The organism is Neptuniibacter sp. QD29_5 (genome assembly GCF_047778125.1).
Classification (GTDB): domain Bacteria; phylum Pseudomonadota; class Gammaproteobacteria; order Pseudomonadales; family Balneatricaceae; genus Neptuniibacter.
In genome coordinates, this window is sequence record NZ_CP180556.1 from 3,243,125 (window position 1) to 3,258,163 (window position 15,039).

The window sequence follows — 15,039 nt, forward strand, 5'->3', positions numbered from 1 at the left end:
CCCCGCCTGGTATACAGTTTTGTGCTTATTCGGATTCGAGCTCGATGTCGATACCCAGAGAACGGATCTCTTTAATAAGTACGTTGAAGGATTCCGGCATACCCGGCTCCATACGGTGATCGCCGTCGACGATGTTCTTATACATCTTCGTACGACCATTCACGTCATCGGACTTAACTGTAAGCATCTCTTGTAGAGTATAAGCAGCACCGTATGCTTCTAGTGCCCATACCTCCATCTCACCGAAACGCTGACCACCGAACTGCGCCTTACCACCCAGCGGCTGCTGCGTAACAAGACTATAAGAACCAGTAGAACGAGCGTGCATTTTGTCGTCTACCAAGTGGTTCAGTTTCAGCATGTACATGTAACCAACAGTTACAGGACGGTCAAACTTGTTGCCGGTACGGCCGTCAAACAACGTTGACTGACCTGTGTCGCTCAAACCTGCAAGACGTAGTAGAGATTTCAATTCAACCTCTTTCGCACCGTCAAAAGCAGGTGTAGCTAGAGGCACACCACCACATAGGTTCTTAGCTAGCTCAAGGATCTCATCATCAGAGAAGCTATCTAGATCTTCTGTGCGGCTGTTCATGCCAGCACCCAGATCTGCATTATAGATCTGATCTAGGAAGCTACGAATCTCAGTTACTGTTTCAGTACGCTCACGCTCCTGATCCAGCATCTCATTGATACGACGACCTAAGCCTTTCGCAGCCATACCCATGTGTGTCTCTAGGATCTGACCTACGTTCATACGAGACGGTACACCCAGTGGGTTCAGTACGATATCTACTGGCTCACCGTTCTCATCGTAAGGCATGTCTTCTACAGGCATGATTACAGAGATAACACCCTTGTTACCGTGACGACCCGCCATCTTGTCACCAGGCTGTACGCGACGCTTAGTAGCAACGTAAACCTTAACAATCTTAAGGACGCCAGGTGCAAGATCATCACCTGTCTGCAGCTTGCTCTTCTTATCTTCGAAACGCTTATCTAGAGATTCTTTACGATCTTCTAGTTGCTTCTGAGCTAGCTCTAGCTGTTCAACTGCATTTTCATCAGAAACGCGGATGTTGAACCAATCAGATTTAGACAATCCAGCTAGGAATTCAGCTGTAATCTCTTCGCCTTTCTTCAGGCCAGCACCACCGTCAGCTTTCAAGCCAACAAGTACACGACCTAGACGTTCGAACGTTGCTTGCTCTACGATACGTAGCTCTTCGTTCAAATCCTTACGGATTGCGTCAAGCTCTGCTTTCTCGATAGATAGCGCACGCTCATCTTTCTGAACGCCGTCACGTGTAAATACTTGTACGTCGATTACTTTACCAACAGTACCTGTTTTAACACGTAGAGATGTATCTTTAACGTCTGATGCTTTCTCACCGAAGATCGCACGCAGCAGCTTCTCTTCTGGTGTTAGCTGGCTTTCACCTTTAGGCGTTACTTTACCTACAAGGATGTCACCTGGGCCTACTTCAGCACCGATGTGAACAATACCTGCTTCATCAAGCTTCGCTAGTGCAGACTCACCAACGTTTGGAATATCTGATGTAATCTCTTCAGAACCCAATTTCGTATCACGCGCCACACAGGTTAGTTCCTGAATGTGGATAGTTGTGAAACGATCTTCCTGAACTACACGCTCAGAAATTAGGATGGAGTCCTCAAAGTTGTAACCATTCCAAGGCATGAAGGCGATACGCATGTTCTGACCAAGTGCTAGTTCACCCATATCAACGGATGGACCATCAGCCATAACATCGCCAACTTTTACAGTATCACCAGGATTAACGATAGAGCGCTGGTTGATACATGTATTTTGGTTGGAACGTGTGTATTTAGTCAGGTTGTAGATATCTACACCTGCATCGCCCGCTGTAACTTCGTCGTCGTTTACACGAACAACGATGCGGCTCGCATCTACAGACTCAATCAGACCACCGCGACGTGCCACAACACATACACCGGAGTCTTGAGCTACGTTACGTTCGATACCAGTACCTACTAGCGGCTTATCAGCACGTAGTGTTGGTACAGCCTGACGCTGCATGTTCGATCCCATCAATGCACGGTTCGCATCATCGTGCTCTAGGAATGGAATCAATGATGCCGCAACAGATACAACCTGACGTGGAGATACGTCCATGTACTGAACTTTGTCAGGTGACATTACTGTTGTTTCGTTTAGGTGACGAACTGTTACAAGCTCATCCAATAGACGACCTTCGTCATCCATTGTTGCAGACGCCTGTGCGATTACAAATGTATTCTCTTCAATCGCAGATAGGTAATCCAACTCATCTGTTACTTTGCCATCTACTACACGACGGTATGGAGTCTCTAGGAAACCATAGTCATTTGTACGAGCAAATGTTGCCAAAGAGTTGATCAAACCGATGTTTGGACCTTCCGGCGTTTCGATTGGGCATACACGACCGTAGTGAGTTGGGTGTACGTCACGTACCTCGAAGCCCGCACGCTCACGCGTTAGACCACCTGGACCTAATGCAGAAACACGACGCTTGTGAGTTACTTCTGAAAGCGGGTTGTTCTGGTCCATAAACTGAGACAGCTGAGATGAACCGAAGAACTCTTTAATTGCAGCCGCAACAGGTTTAGCGTTGATTAGATCCTGAGGCATCAGGTTATCAGATTCCGCCATGCTTAGACGTTCACGAACAGCACGTTCAACACGAACCAGACCTACACGGAACTGGTTTTCTGCCATTTCACCAACAGAACGGATACGACGGTTACCCAAGTGATCAATATCGTCCACGGTACCTTTACCGTTACGGATATCAATCAAGGTCTTCATAACCTCAAGAATATCTTCTTTGTCTAGTACGCCAGATCCAGTAACTTCTTCGCGACCTAGACGGCGATTGAACTTCATGCGACCAACAGCAGAAAGATCGTAACGCTCTTCAGTGAAGAAAAGGTTTTCGAACAATGCTTCAGCAGATTCTTTTGTTGGTGGCTCACCAGGACGCATCATACGGTAGATTTCTACCAATGCTTCTAACTGGTTACGCGTAGGATCATTACGTAGCGTATCTGAGATGAATGGACCACAATCTAGATCATTCGTGTACAGAGTTTCGAACTCAGTGATATTTGCAGCGCGAAGCTGTTCAACCAGTTCTTCTGTAATCTCAGCGTTACAGCCACAGATCAACTCACCTGTAGATGGATCAATAACATCTTTTGCAATCGCCTTACCAGCCAAGTACTCCATTGGTACTTCAAGCTGTTCCATATTGGCTTTTGCCATCTGACGAATGTGACGAGGCGTGATACGACGACCCGCTTCAACAATCACATTACCTTCAGGATCTTTCACTTCAAAAGATAGTGTCTCACCACGTAGACGATCAGCAACCAACTTCATGTTGATTGTTTCAGACGTCAGGTTCCAAGACGTGTTATCGAAGAAGATATCTAGGATCTCTTCAGCCTGGTAACCCAAAGCCCGCAACAAGATAGTTGCTGGCAGTTTACGACGACGGTCAATACGTACGAATAGGCTATCTTTTGGATCAAATTCAAAGTCTAACCAAGAACCACGGTAAGGAATCACTCTCGCAGAGTAAAGTAGCTTACCAGAAGAGTGTGTTTTACCTTTATCGTGATCGAAGAACACACCTGGTGAACGGTGTAGCTGAGATACGATTACACGCTCAGTACCGTTAACTACGAAAGTTCCGTTTTCAGTCATCAAAGGCATTTCGCCCATGTAGACTTCTTGTTCCTTGATGTCTTTTACGGCTTTGTTGCTGGATTCACGGTCATAAATAACCAGACGAACTTTCACACGCAAAGGCGCTGCGTATGTAATACCGCGTATTTGACACTCTTTTACGTCAAATACAGGCTCACCCAGACGGTAGCCAACATATTCTAGAGATGCATTTCCAGAATAGGACACGATCGGGAAGACGGAGTTAAATGCTGCATGCAGACCAGCATCTAAACGATCTGCTGCTTCAACCCCTGTCTGCAAAAACTTTTTATAGGAGTCAAGCTGAATTGCCAGCAAGTAAGGCACATCCATTACTTGCGGCAATTTACCGAAGTCCTTACGGATGCGTTTCTTTTCAGTGTATGAATAAGCCATCAGTGTTCCCCAGCAAGTGCACCAATTTATAAGCAGGCCGAAAACCCGTTTCGGACTGTGTTACCGCTATTTATTTGCTGTCTATAAATAACGGAAAAAGGCCGGTGGCATATAGCCACCAGCCGTCAGCACTTCGAACAGAAATCTGTTCGGATTAGCATGAAGTTATTACTTAACTTCAACAGAAGCGCCAGCTTCTTCCAGTGCTTTCTGAAGTTCTTCAGCTTCTTCTTTGCTAACGCCTTCTTTAACAGCAGCTGGAGCGCCGTCAACGATGCCTTTAGCTTCTTTCAGGCCAAGACCTGTAGCGCCACGTACTGCTTTGATTACGTTAACTTTCTTATCGCCAGCAGCAGTTAGGATAACGTCAAATTCAGTTTTCTCTTCAGCAGCCGCACCAGCATCGCCAGCAGGACCAGCAGCTACAGCAGCAGCAGCAGTTACACCGAATTTTTCTTCCATTGCTTCGATAAGAGCAACAACGTCCTTAACAGACATTTCAGCAATTGCGTTTAGGATATCTTCGTTAGTCAGAGACATTTTCTATATTCCTGATATTTGTAAGCCCGAAGGCTCATTAAAACTTGTATAAATAAAGGTGCGTATAAACTTACGCAGCTTCTTCTTTCTGGTCGCGAACTGCTGCAATAGTACGGCATAGTTTGCCGGCTGCAGCTTCTTTCATGCAAGCCATCAGCTTCGCAATTGCTTCGTCGTAAGTTGGCAAGCTTGCTAGCATAGCCACGTCTACAACTTCACCTTCGAATGCTGCTGCTTTCAGTTCAAAGTTCTCATTGTCTTTCGCAAAGTTCTTCAGGATACGAGCGCCAGCGCCCGGGTGTTCCTGAGAGAAAGCAATGATACTTGGACCTTTGAAAGTGTCCTGTAGGCATGCATAGTCAGTGCCTTCAACTGCGCGCTTAGCAAGCGTGTTACGTACAACTTTAAGCCATACGCCATTTTCACGAGCTTCTTTACGCAGTGCAGTCATATCGCCTACTTCAACGCCGCGGGAATCCGCAACAACAGCAGACAGAGCACTAGATGCAGCTTCCTGGACTTCAGCGACGATCGCTTTTTTATCTTCGAGTCCTAATGCCACGATTTACTCCTGGAGTAGTCTTTCGACTTATTACCAACCGCCTCATTTCTGAGGCTTTCCGAGTACGGTGGTTTGATTCAAATACAGAATCTCACCGTCTGCGCAGGCTGGTTTAGCCCATTAAGATAAGGAAACCCTTATCACCTGCGGTCTTTGACGGCCTTCATCTCTGTGTAACAGGTACAGAAGACCCTCAAAAAACCTTTCATGTCGATTAAACTTCTAGAGAAGCCTGATCAACTAGCAAACCTGGACCCATAGTAGTCGACAGGGTTACTTTCTTAAGATACACGCCTTTAGCAGAAGCTGGTTTCAGCTTCTTAAGGTCAGCAACTAGTGCTTCGATGTTCTGCTTGATAGCAGCCGCTTCGAAGTCAGCTTTACCAACACCTGCGTGGATGATGCCGTTCTTGTCAGTACGGAAACGAACCTGACCAGCTTTAGCATTGTTTACAGCAGTAACAACATCTGGAGTTACTGTGCCAACTTTAGGGTTAGGCATTAGGCCACGCGGACCTAGAACCTGACCAAGCTGACCAACAACACGCATTGCGTCTGGAGTTGCGATAACAACACCGAAGTCCAGATCGCCACCTTTCATCTGCTCTGCTAGGTCTTCGAAACCAACAACATCAGCACCTGCAGCTTTTGCTTTCTCAGCGTTTTCGCCTTGAGCAAATACAGCTACACGAACATCGTTACCAGTACCGTTTGGCAGTACAGTAGAACCACGAACAACCTGATCAGATTTACGCGGATCAACACCAAGGTTTACAGCAACATCAACAGTCTCTTTGAACTTAACAGTAGAAAGTTCAGATAGTAGAGAAACTGCATCTTCAATAGAGTAAGCTTTACCCGCTTCAACTTTCTCAGCGATTAGCTTCTGACGCTTAGTCAACTTAGCCATTACTCATCACCCTCCGGAATCAGACCCATGCTACGCGCAGTACCTGCGATAGTACGTACAGCTGCATCCATATCTGCAGCAGTTAGGTCAGGCATTTTAACAGTTGCGATCTCTTCCATCTGAGCGCGAGTAACGTTACCCACTTTCTCAGTATTTGGACGACCAGAACCGCTCTTAAGACCTGCAGCTTTCTTCAGAAGAACTGCTGCTGGAGGTGTTTTAGTGATGAAAGTAAAGCTACGATCAGCATAAACAGTAATTACAACAGGAACTGGCAAGCCGTTTTCCATGCTCTGAGTTTGAGCATTGAACGCTTTACAGAATTCCATGATGTTAACACCATGCTGACCTAGCGCAGGACCTACTGGTGGTGACGGGTTAGCGCCGCCGGCAGGAACTTGCAGCTTGATATAAGCTTCAATCTTCTTAGCCATTTTTATTTAACTCCTAGTGGGTTCAAACGCCTTACAGCTCCCCATTTTCTCAAGACAGAAAAACCCCAGCTCTCGCTGAGGTTATTCCTTAAAACTCTAAATCAGGCTTTTTCGACCTGACCGAAATCCAATTCAACCGGTGTAGATCGACCGAAAATCAACACTGCCACCTGCAGCTTGTTCTTCTCGTAGTTAATCTCTTCAACCACACCGTTAAAGTCAGCAAACGGCCCATCGATAACTCGAACCATTTCACCCGGCTCGAATACAGTCTTCGGACGCGGCTTATCAACACCGCTCTCAACTCGACTTAGGATCTCGTTAGCTTCTGCTTCTGTGATCGGCGCAGGATTACCTGCAGTACCACCGATAAATCCAAGAACGTGCGGCGTATTCTTAACCAAGTGCCAGCTTTCATCATTCATATCCATGTGCACCAACACATAACCTGGATAGAACTTACGCTCAGATTTACGTTTCTTACCGTCACGGATTTCAACAACCTCTTCGGTAGGCACTAACACCTCACCAAAAAGATCCTGCATAGAATGCAGTTCAATTCGTTCTTTCAGCGTATTCATTACACGCTTTTCGTACCCGGAGTACGCATGAACAACATACCAACGCTTAGACATGCTTATCAGCCTCTTAACCTATTGCTCCAGATACTAACCAGCTCAACAATGAGTCAAGCCCCCACAACGCCAAACCCATAATCAGAACCACAACCACAACAATCGCTGTTGTCTGCGCTGTTTCTTGACGTGTCGGCCATACTACTTTGCGAATTTCCTGCTTTGCTTCTTTAAACAAAGTAAAAAACGCTTTCCCTTTTGCTGTTTGCAGAGAGATAAAACCTGCAATCAACGCTAACACAAGCAGTGCAACCACACGGTAGAACAAAGACTGATCTGCGTATACAGAGTTACCTACAACGCCCGCAGTAACAATTGCTACTACAGCGACCCACTTAAGGGCATCAAACTTTGAACCTTCGGAATTCACTTTGGCATTCACGCTTAGGGCCTCAGGATTACTTAAAAATAGCTTGTGTCTTGATGCCATCTCAGAAAAGAGATGGCAGGCCAGGAGGGACTCGAACCCCCAACCTGCGGTTTTGGAGACCGCTGCTCTGCCAATTGAGCCACTGGCCTACTGCATAATAGGGAGGCATATTGTATAAGCCTCCCTACCAGTTGGCAATACCTAATTGTTGATTTTATTCAACAATTTTAGATACAACACCAGCACCTACAGTACGGCCACCTTCACGAATCGCGAAACGTAGACCTTCTTCCATTGCTACTGGGTTGATTAGTGTAACGTCCATTTGAACGTTATCACCAGGCATTACCATTTCTACACCCTCTGGAAGCTCACATGCACCAGTGATGTCAGTTGTACGGAAGTAGAACTGTGGACGGTAACCTTTGAAGAATGGAGTGTGACGACCGCCTTCTTCTTTGGATAGTACGTATACTTCACCCTCGAAACGAGTGTGAGGAGTGATAGAACCTGGAGCTGCTAGTACTTGACCACGCTCAACCTCTTCACGTTTAGTACCGCGTAGTAGAACACCAACGTTCTCACCAGCACGACCTTCATCAAGAAGCTTACGGAACATCTCAACACCAGTACAAGTAGTAGTCGTAGTTTCCTTGATACCTACGATTTCAACCTCTTCACCAACTTTGATGATACCGCGCTCAACACGACCAGTTACTACAGTACCACGACCCTGGATAGAGAATACGTCCTCGATAGGCATGATGAATGCACCGTCGATAGCACGCTCTGGCTCTGGGATGTAAGAGTCTAGAGTCTCAACTAGAGTCTTAACAGCAGTAGTACCAAGTTCGTTGTCGTCTTCGCCGTTTAGGGCCATTAGAGCAGAACCTGGGATGATTGGAGTGTCATCACCTGGGAATTCGTACTGGTCTAGAAGCTCACGAAGCTCCATTTCAACCAATTCTAGCATCTCAGCGTATTCTTCAGAGTCAGCACCACCACAGTCTTCTGCTAGTAGGTCTGCTTTGTTTAGGAATACTACGATGTAAGGTACACCTACCTGACGAGATAGCAGGATGTGCTCACGAGTCTGTGGCATTGGACCATCAGTCGCGCCACATACTAGGATCGCGCCATCCATCTGTGCAGCACCAGTGATCATGTTCTTAACATAATCGGCGTGGCCTGGACAGTCTACGTGTGCGTAGTGACGTTCTGGAGAATCATACTCAACGTGAGAAGTTGCGATTGTGATACCACGCTCACGCTCTTCTGGAGCGTTGTCGATACCGTCAAATGCAACAGCGTCGCCGCCCCATACTTCTGCACATACGCGAGTTAGAGCTGCTGTTAGAGTAGTTTTACCGTGGTCAACGTGGCCGATTGTACCAACGTTAACGTGCGGTTTTGAGCGTTCAAATTGTTCTTTAGCCATCAGTCTGTCCAGTACAATTAAATTTACAAAGCGCAAATATAACAAAGGGCAGATATATTACTATATCTACCCTAAAAAAATAAATTCTGGAGCTCAAGAGCGGAATTGAACCGCCGACCTCACCCTTACCAAGGGTGTGCTCTACCCCTGAGCTACTTGAGCTTAGTCTCACTTGGAGCGGGTAGCGGGAATCGAACCCGCCTCTTCAGCTTGGAAGGCTGAGGTAATAGCCACTATACCATACCCGCCTTACTGTGAATGGTGGTGAGGGGTGGATTCGAACCACCGAAGCTTACGCGTCAGATTTACAGTCTGATCCCTTTGGCCACTCGGGAACCTCACCAACAATTTCAAAACTTCACTGACCTATGAGATGGTGCCGGCACCAAGAGTCGAACTCGGGACCTACTGATTACAAGTCAGTTGCTCTACCAACTGAGCTATACCGGCGTCTCAATGAAGTGGCGCGTATGTTACCACCGAATCAGGGCTTTGCAACCCCTTTACACAACTTTTTTTCAATTTTTATAAAATAATAGTTTTCTTTGACTATTTCTTTGATTTTGCTGGATAAATTTCGATCAACTGAGGCATCCATGACAACAACATAGCGAGTTCCAGTAGATTCGCGCTTTTCTACACGACTATCAATTGCTAACGAAGATAGTACCTTTACCTGCTCTACAGCCGATTCTTTATTACTATAACCTTCCAAGCTGTACTCAAAGTCCAGTAACTCGTCACCAACTTCACTTAACCCCTTGTTTTCCAGGTAATCCATTAAAGCCAAGCGTTTCTTTAGATCTTCCGGTAAGGAAATCACTACCACATAGCTAGCAACAGCTACTTCTTTCGCTTTATATTCAGCCTGACCGCCCAAGCCGACAATAAACTGCGTCACCGCAGCTGCTTTTACATCGGTTTCAAACCCAGCAAACCACAAACACTCTCTCTGGCTAGACTTCTCAACCTTTAGTTTCTCAAGAGCGTCCTGATCCATCTCAGCAACCAGCTTTAATGTATTCAGCTGTTTACGCGTATCTGACGCTTCAATTACTTGCGGCTCTATTTGTATAGAATGCCAAAACAGCAATACCGCATTAGCCAACAGAAGGAATAGAAACAACCAGCGAAACATAACTAAGCCAACGCCCAAGTCAAACCATCTAAGACCAAATCTGGCTCTAGGTGCCCGCATCCAGCCATTTTGTAAAAAAGCTCGCCATCACCGCCTGTTATATAGAGCGCGCTATGCTCAATATTCAGATCCGTTACAATTTTTTCTGCTAAAGCAGCAAACGCAAAATCAATTCCGTTAGATACGGCCGAATTTGTATCTTTGCCCGGCTGAGGATTAAAGGACTCAATTGAATGATCGACAAGAATTTCAGATGTGTTTTCTAACAGGCCTTTTTGCATCAACCTAAGGCCTGGAATGATATGACCACCTATATGCTGGCCTGCACTATCAACGTGATCGACTGTAATTGCACTTCCACAATCAACCACACAACAAGCGCCCCCCGCTTTTTTAAAGGCAGCCAACATAGCCAACCAACGATCAACCCCCATCCGTTGCGGATCAACATAGCTATTTTTTAATCCAGCTTGCTCTGCTGTTGTTTTAGCAAATAAAGGCTCGACTTGCTCTAGCCCTTGAAAGATTACCTTCAGTTGCAGGTTTATCTCTTTACCTGCAACTGACGTCACTCTGATTTTTGAAAATTTTTGTAGCCAGCTATCCGGAATTGACTGCTCGCTCAATTCTCGCGTTAACAGCTTACCTCGAGCACCATTCTGTTCGAGCACTCGCCACTTTATAAACGTATTGCCAGCATCTATTTCAAGAATCATAAGTTTCGCTGAACACTCACTTCTCCGCCATGGAAAGCCTGCACGCCAGACGGCGTCTGTAGAAGCAGTGCACCGGAGGTATCAATACCGTTACAAATACCCTCTACTACCTTCTCGCCAACCTGTAATGCGATCTCTTTATTCTGCATCGCATGATAGGACTGCCATTCATCAACCCATGCAGCAAAGCCCGTACGCTCAAACTCTTCAAGCCTTACTACCAGCTGATTAATAACTTCGGCCAATAGTCGATTGCGGCTTACTTCAGTACCAGCAATAGTTTTAAGATCGGTCCAAGGCTGATCGATATCTTCCGCCTGTTCCTTTGGCATATTCACATTCATACCAACACCAATAATCACTTGGCATTGACCTGACGCCTCTCCATTTAACTCAATCAAAATCCCTGCGAGTTTTTTGCCTTGGTAAAGCAGGTCGTTTGGCCATTTAAGCTCAACCCCAACAACCGAGAGTACTTCCAATGCTTTAACAAGAGACAGACCGATCAGCAGACTCAAACCTTCAAGGGCTGCCGCACCCTGTTCAAATCGCCATACCAACGAGAAATAAAGATTGCGAGCAAAGGGACTCACCCAGTTGCGACCCCGTCGACCACGGCCTTCTGTCTGCTGTTCAGCAACAAACAAACATCCATGGCAATCTCCTTGCTGAGACTCCTTCATAGCCATCTCATTAGTGGAGGAGATGGTTAACGGAATCTCTGGGCATTTAATTAGCTCAGCAACCTCCGGGCGTAAAGCAGATTTAATCTGCTCATAATCTAGTAGCTCTACACCACCCGGGACACGATAGCCTCGCCCTTTAACACTGTAGACCTCAAGACCGCTTTCTTCGATACGGCGTATATGTTTCCAGATCGCACTACGACTGATTCCAATTTCCTCTCCCAATTCTCGACCGGAGTGGAATTTGCCATCAGCTAGAATAGACAACAACGAACGGAGCGTCATACTACTTTGCCTTCTTTAAATTTTATCTAAAACAATAAAGCTATAGTTGTATGGGTTAGGTCCTTCTGCAGAGAAATTTTCTCTACCCACTTCTTTCCAATTTTCTCGCGCAAACTCAGGGAACCAAGCATCCCCTTCTATTTCAGCATCAACCTCTGTCAGATATAAACGGTCAGCCTTCTCTAACGCTTGCGCATAAATCTGACCGCCGCCAATGACCATCGCCTCGGATGCGCCATCGATCATTGCTACACTTTCAGCCATATCAATAGCTGCTTCTAGGCTAGAAACAACTTTGACACCTTGAGGCGCATAAGATTCCTGTCTAGAAATAACGATATTGGTGCGCCCAGGTAGTGGACGACCTATAGACTCATAGGTATTTCGCCCCATGATAATCGGCTTACCCATAGTTACCTGTTTAAAGTAACGTAGATCTTCAGGTAAGTGCCATGGCAGCTTATTGTTAACGCCAATCACTCGATTTTTAGCTTGTGCAACAATAATTGCTAAGTTCATCGAAACTCCTAATCGACTTATATCGCTAAGATATTAAGCATCATTTTATATTCTTACCAAAAATACTTAACATTCGGTAACATAATCTCACTGAATTTAAACACAGGGTTAAGCACAAACCAATGAGACAATACCTAGATCTGTGCCAAAGAATTATCGATGAAGGCGTTTGGGTAGAAAACAAACGCACAGGCAAACGCTGCCTTACCGTCATTAATGCTGATTTAACTTATGACGTCGGCCAAGGGCAGTTCCCTATGGTGACTACGCGTAAGTGCTTTTACAAATCAGCGATTGCAGAGATGTTAGGCTATCTCCGCGGTTATGATAACGCAGCAGATTTTCGCAAGATTGGCACCAAAACATGGGATGCTAACGCCAACGATAATGCTGATTGGCTAGCCAACCCATATCGCAAGGGTGAAGATGATTGCGGTTTCATCTACGGTAAAGTAGGCAGAAACTTTCCAAAGCCCGATGGCGGCAGCATCGATCTATTGCGTAAAATTGTGGATAACCTATCAAACGGCATTGATGACCGTGGTGAGATCTATACCTTCTATCACCCGGGCGCATTCCACATGGGTTGCTTACGACCTTGCATGTATAGCCATCACTTCTCACTGTTAGGCGATACACTTTACCTAAACAGCACTCAGCGAAGCTGCGATGTGCCATTAGGCCTGACATTTAATATGGTGCAGGTGTACTTCTTGCTAGCAATCGTAGCCCAGATCACCGGTCACAAACCGGGTAAGGCATATCACAAGATCGTGAACGCCCATATTTATGAAGATCAGGTTGAGTTAATGCGCGATGTACAGCTTAAACGTGAGCCGTTACCGTTACCGACCTTTAAGATCAATCCAGATATCAAAACACTGGAAGATTTGGAAACATGGGTAACCGTTGATGACTTTGAAGTTGAAGGTTATCAGCACCACGACCCAATTCAGTACCCGTTTTCGGTTTAAATCAGACAATAAAAAAGAGGCCTAATTGGCCTCTTTTTTATGCTCAATTTCATCCACGCTTGTAAGCAAGCCCAACCAAGAACATCCCCAACAGTATCATCGGCAAAGAAAGCAACTGACCCATGGTTAACCACTCAAAAGCGATAAACTGAAGATGCGCATCTGGTTCACGTACAAATTCCACTAAAGATCGGAACACACCATAGAGCAGAAGGAATAGACCAGAAACCGCCATTTTTGGTCTTGGTTTAGATGAGAACCACCAAAGCACTACGAATAGCACGAGCCCTTCTAGTGCAAATTCATACAACTGAGAAGGATGACGAGGTAGATCCCCACCGCGAGGAAATACCACACCCCATGGACCATCGGTAACACGCCCCCACAGCTCTCCACCAATAAAGTTACCTATGCGGCCAGCACCTAAACCGATCGGCACCAAAGAAGCGACAAAGTCCGTCATAGTAAATAGGGATTTACCATGTTTGCGGCCAAACAGATACATAGCTGCGATAACACCGAGCAAACCTCCGTGGAAAGACATTCCACCTTCCCACACAGCAAACAACCACAGCGGATCTTGCAGGAAGCGATCAAGGTGATAGAACAGGACGTAACCCATTCGACCACCTAAAACCACGCCCATAGCGCCCCAGAAGATCAGATCGGATATCTGCTCTTCAGTCCAGCCAGAGCCCGGCAAACGCGCTCGTCTAACACCTAACCACCAAGCTGCGGCAAAGCCGATCAAGTACATCAAGCCATACCAATGAATCTGCAATGGCCCAACATCTAATGCAATCGGGTTTATATCATGAACCCACACAGCGTTACTCCTAAACTAGGTTACTGATTAAGAAACGCAGTCCTACACAGAATAAAAAGACTGCAAAAATCCGTTTTAAAACTGGTCCCGGAAGGCTGTGCGCCCATTTAGCACCAAACTTAGCAAAATAAGAACTGGTCAAAACAATACCCGCAAATGCAGGTAGGTAGACGTAACCTGCACTCCAATCAGGCATATCAGCGTTGCCCCAACCCTCCCAAACATTGGTCAGGGCCGCCATTACTGCAATCGGAAGGCCACAGGCAGCCGATGTAGCAACAGCTTGCTGCATCTGAACTCGCCCCCAAGTGAGATAAGGCACGGTCAGGGTTCCACCACCAATACCAAAAATACTGGAGAGCCAACCAATCACACCACCTGAGATAACAAAAGATTTGGTACTCGCCGATTTTTCACCCGCATCTGGCTTTAGGTTCAACGCCATCTGGATCGAAACCAAAATAGCAAAGCTACCCAACGCAATTTGCAGCCATTCACCGGTCATTTGTCCCGCAGTTTTAACGCCGAGAAATGCCCCCAACAGAATACCGGCCGTTAAAGGCTTAAAAATATCCCAGCGGACTGCCCCTTTGCTGTTATGTGCCATCGTAGAACTGATCGAAGTCACCACTATCGTCGCTAAAGAGGTAGCAACCGCTGCATGAGTTAGCACACTAGGCGCCACCCCCTGTAATTCAAAGCAAAAGACCAATACAGGCACGATCAACAGACCACCACCAATACCAAATAAGCCTGCAACAACCCCTGCTGCTGCGCCTAGAATCAAGTAGGTAAGAATTGTGATCAGCATCTTTTATCCTTTACTCTGCCTTTGTGCGATTTGCACTTACAATAAAAACGATCGCTATATTACCCAATT

The 15,039-nt window shown here is 46.1% G+C and carries 15 protein-coding genes and 5 tRNA genes; 1 reads left to right on the top strand and 19 read right to left on the bottom strand.

Features of this window, described 5'->3' with window-relative positions; all coding sequences use genetic code 11:
• Positions 1 to 25: 25 nt before the first annotated feature.
• From rpoB to folA, 17 genes are all read right to left on the bottom strand, one after another.
• Entirely contained in the window at positions 26 to 4,126 is a 4,101-nt protein-coding gene (gene rpoB / locus ACMXYR_RS15525) for a DNA-directed RNA polymerase subunit beta (RefSeq protein WP_415882743.1), read from the bottom strand.
• Between the two features lie 168 nt (positions 4,127 to 4,294).
• Entirely contained in the window at positions 4,295 to 4,666 is a 372-nt protein-coding gene (rplL, locus tag ACMXYR_RS15530) for a 50S ribosomal protein L7/L12 (RefSeq protein ID WP_007021372.1), read from the bottom strand.
• 70 nt (positions 4,667 to 4,736) lie between these two features.
• On the bottom strand, positions 4,737 to 5,228 hold the full coding sequence (gene rplJ, locus ACMXYR_RS15535) for a 50S ribosomal protein L10 (RefSeq protein ID WP_415882744.1): 492 nt from the start codon (positions 5,226 to 5,228) through the stop codon (positions 4,737 to 4,739).
• 214 nt (positions 5,229 to 5,442) lie between these two features.
• Positions 5,443 to 6,138, bottom strand: a complete 696-nt coding sequence (gene rplA / locus ACMXYR_RS15540; protein ID WP_415882745.1) for a 50S ribosomal protein L1 — start codon at positions 6,136 to 6,138, stop codon at positions 5,443 to 5,445.
• Complete coding sequence (gene rplK, locus ACMXYR_RS15545) at positions 6,138 to 6,572, bottom strand: 50S ribosomal protein L11 (protein WP_297305736.1); 435 nt, start codon at positions 6,570 to 6,572, stop codon at positions 6,138 to 6,140. The genes rplA and rplK overlap by 1 nt, the downstream gene beginning before the upstream one ends.
• 101 nt (positions 6,573 to 6,673) lie before the next feature.
• Positions 6,674 to 7,207, bottom strand: a complete 534-nt coding sequence (gene nusG, locus ACMXYR_RS15550; protein WP_415882746.1) for a transcription termination/antitermination protein NusG — start codon at positions 7,205 to 7,207, stop codon at positions 6,674 to 6,676.
• A gap of 13 nt (positions 7,208 to 7,220) precedes the next feature.
• The gene (gene secE / locus ACMXYR_RS15555; RefSeq protein ID WP_415882747.1) at positions 7,221 to 7,637 is read right to left on the bottom strand and encodes a preprotein translocase subunit SecE; all 417 of its coding nucleotides are present in this window, start codon (positions 7,635 to 7,637) and stop codon (positions 7,221 to 7,223) included.
• Positions 7,638 to 7,650: 13 nt separating this feature from the next.
• Positions 7,651 to 7,726: transfer RNA gene (locus ACMXYR_RS15560), tRNA-Trp, on the bottom strand.
• A gap of 65 nt (positions 7,727 to 7,791) precedes the next feature.
• Entirely contained in the window at positions 7,792 to 9,015 is a 1,224-nt protein-coding gene (tuf, locus tag ACMXYR_RS15565) for an elongation factor Tu (RefSeq protein WP_415882739.1), read from the bottom strand.
• 87 nt (positions 9,016 to 9,102) lie between these two features.
• Positions 9,103 to 9,177 (bottom strand) — tRNA-Thr (locus tag ACMXYR_RS15570).
• An 11-nt stretch (positions 9,178 to 9,188) separates the two neighbouring features.
• Positions 9,189 to 9,263: transfer RNA gene (locus tag ACMXYR_RS15575), tRNA-Gly, on the bottom strand.
• A gap of 11 nt (positions 9,264 to 9,274) precedes the next feature.
• A tRNA-Tyr gene (locus ACMXYR_RS15580) sits at positions 9,275 to 9,358 on the bottom strand.
• Positions 9,359 to 9,389: 31 nt separating this feature from the next.
• A tRNA-Thr gene (locus tag ACMXYR_RS15585) sits at positions 9,390 to 9,465 on the bottom strand.
• Positions 9,466 to 9,499: 34 nt separating this feature from the next.
• Positions 9,500 to 10,153: a hypothetical protein gene (locus ACMXYR_RS15590; protein WP_415902265.1), complete on the bottom strand. Its 654-nt coding sequence runs from the start codon at positions 10,151 to 10,153 to the stop codon at positions 9,500 to 9,502.
• Positions 10,154 to 10,155: 2 nt separating this feature from the next.
• Positions 10,156 to 10,869 carry a type III pantothenate kinase gene (locus tag ACMXYR_RS15595; protein WP_415902266.1) on the bottom strand — a complete coding sequence of 238 codons (714 nt, stop codon included), beginning with the start codon at positions 10,867 to 10,869 and terminating at the stop codon, positions 10,156 to 10,158.
• Entirely contained in the window at positions 10,866 to 11,840 is a 975-nt protein-coding gene (gene birA / locus ACMXYR_RS15600) for a bifunctional biotin--[acetyl-CoA-carboxylase] ligase/biotin operon repressor BirA (protein ID WP_415902267.1), read from the bottom strand. The genes ACMXYR_RS15595 and birA overlap by 4 nt, the downstream gene beginning before the upstream one ends.
• A 15-nt stretch (positions 11,841 to 11,855) precedes the next feature.
• Positions 11,856 to 12,359 carry a type 3 dihydrofolate reductase gene (gene folA, locus ACMXYR_RS15605; protein ID WP_415902268.1) on the bottom strand — a complete coding sequence of 168 codons (504 nt, stop codon included), beginning with the start codon at positions 12,357 to 12,359 and terminating at the stop codon, positions 11,856 to 11,858.
• 122 nt (positions 12,360 to 12,481) lie between these two features.
• Here folA and ACMXYR_RS15610 point away from each other — a divergent pair, with 122 nt between their 5' ends.
• Complete coding sequence (locus tag ACMXYR_RS15610; protein ID WP_415902269.1) at positions 12,482 to 13,333, top strand: thymidylate synthase; 852 nt, start codon at positions 12,482 to 12,484, stop codon at positions 13,331 to 13,333.
• Positions 13,334 to 13,382: 49 nt separating this feature from the next.
• Here the strand turns inward: ACMXYR_RS15610 and lgt are convergent, their stop codons facing one another.
• Both lgt and ACMXYR_RS15620 read right to left on the bottom strand, forming a co-directional pair.
• Complete coding sequence (gene lgt, locus ACMXYR_RS15615) at positions 13,383 to 14,159, bottom strand: prolipoprotein diacylglyceryl transferase (RefSeq protein WP_415902270.1); 777 nt, start codon at positions 14,157 to 14,159, stop codon at positions 13,383 to 13,385.
• Between the two features lie 10 nt (positions 14,160 to 14,169).
• Entirely contained in the window at positions 14,170 to 14,970 is an 801-nt protein-coding gene (locus ACMXYR_RS15620; protein WP_415902271.1) for a sulfite exporter TauE/SafE family protein, read from the bottom strand.
• Positions 14,971 to 15,039: the final 69 nt, after the last annotated feature.